Origin of the sequence: Parabacteroides caeci (assembly GCF_023656795.1) — a bacterium.
Taxonomy (GTDB): domain Bacteria; phylum Bacteroidota; class Bacteroidia; order Bacteroidales; family Tannerellaceae; genus Parabacteroides; species Parabacteroides segnis.
In genome coordinates this window covers 1-1,391 of sequence record NZ_JAMOKT010000147.1, presented here as the reverse complement: position 1 = coordinate 1,391, position 1,391 = coordinate 1, and the positions used below count along the sequence as shown (strand labels likewise).

2 protein-coding genes are annotated in these 1,391 nt (G+C 38.6%); both read right to left on the bottom strand.

Annotated features, from left to right (window positions below; translation table 11 throughout):
• Positions 1 to 73 precede the first annotated feature (73 nt).
• The gene (locus tag NBH15_RS29110) at positions 74 to 934 is read right to left on the bottom strand and encodes an IS3 family transposase (protein WP_250824213.1); all 861 of its coding nucleotides are present in this window, start codon (positions 932 to 934) and stop codon (positions 74 to 76) included.
• A 20-nt stretch (positions 935 to 954) separates the two neighbouring features.
• Positions 955 to 1,356: a transposase gene (locus NBH15_RS29105; protein ID WP_250824212.1), complete on the bottom strand. Its 402-nt coding sequence runs from the start codon at positions 1,354 to 1,356 to the stop codon at positions 955 to 957.
• Positions 1,357 to 1,391: the final 35 nt, after the last annotated feature.

Here is a 1,391-nt window from a genome sequence, read left to right as displayed (position 1 = left end):
TGTCCTGTCCTGAAATAAGTTGACCTTCTTGAAAATAAAAAAGTTTCAAAAAGGACCAAAAAGGTCCGTGCTGTTATAAGTTTACAAATTTAGCACTAAAAGAGTTTCCGTAAACTCTTTTAGTTGCTTTTTTTGCGGAACGATAAAACTTCTGATGTATTTCTTCAGGAGTCTTATATGAATGAGCACTGTGAAGCCTACGGGTATTATATAGCTTAATAATCTTCTCAATGCGTTTTTTCGCGTGTTCCAGATTCAGGAATGTTTCCTGGTTGATCCATTCAGTTTTAAGTATTCCATTGATTCTTTCTGCTAAAGCATTCTCATAAGGATCTCCGTTCTGAGTTACGCTGACTCTCATTTTGGCAGTCCTGAGTATCTTTACATATTCTTTACTACAATATTGACATCCCCGGTCTGAGTGATGTATAATGCCGTTAAGTTCAGACCAGGAAAGTGTAGCCATAGCCATATTCAAAGCATTAAGACATCCTTCGGTATCCAAAGACGAATGCAGGCAATATCCTATGATTTTACGTGAAAAAGCATCCGTAATCAATGACAGATACGCAAAACCTTCCTGCAATTTTATATAGGTAATATCGGCCACCCAAACCTGGTTAGGCTTATCTATAGAGCATTCTTTCAACAGATTACGAAAGAGATAAGCCCGGAGGCTGGTCTGAGTCGTACGGATGACAACCCGCTTGGATGGACGAACCAGCAAATCATTGTCACGCAGTAATTTATACAGTTTGTCACGCCCTATATTTATCCCTTTGTAATGGAGTAAATGGTATAGTTTACGTGTTCCTATCCGTGGTAACAACTCCCTTTCGCCTTGGATCATATCAAGAATACATTCCTCCGAGAATCTCTTTTTCATCTGTACATTCAGCTGTTTGTGATAAGCCTGACGTGTGTAGCCAAACAACCGGCAAAGGTTATCCAGGGTTACTTCAGGATATTTCCTTTTAAGCTTTCCGACTGTTTGGCTACGGCTTTTTTTAACAGATCCTCTCCATACTCTTCACTTGCCAAATGAAGCATATGTTCATAACCTTCAGCTTTGATGTTTGCCAGTTTGAGTTCTTCCCGTAAACGAAGGACTTCTTTCTCCAATGATTTAGTGTCTTTTTCCTTTTTCATACGGGTCAAAGATATATCATTTTGGAAAAATAAGCGCAAAGCTTCTGGTTTATACTTAATTACAGTACGACGTACGGCTTCAAAACTGATCCCGTACTCTTCTGCTAACTTACGAACACTCGTCTGTTCGGACAAGTAACGTTTAGTTATCTCTAATTTTAATTCATGGCTGTAACGGATACAACCTACATGTTTCGATTCTGACATAAGTTTACTTTGGTATTTTGTCAACTTATTTCAGG

Coding starts and splice junctions, on each gene's coding strand:
- NBH15_RS29105 (WP_250824212.1), bottom strand. CDS start 1,356: ATGTCAGAATCGAAACATGTAGGTTGTATCCGTTACAGCCATGAATTA.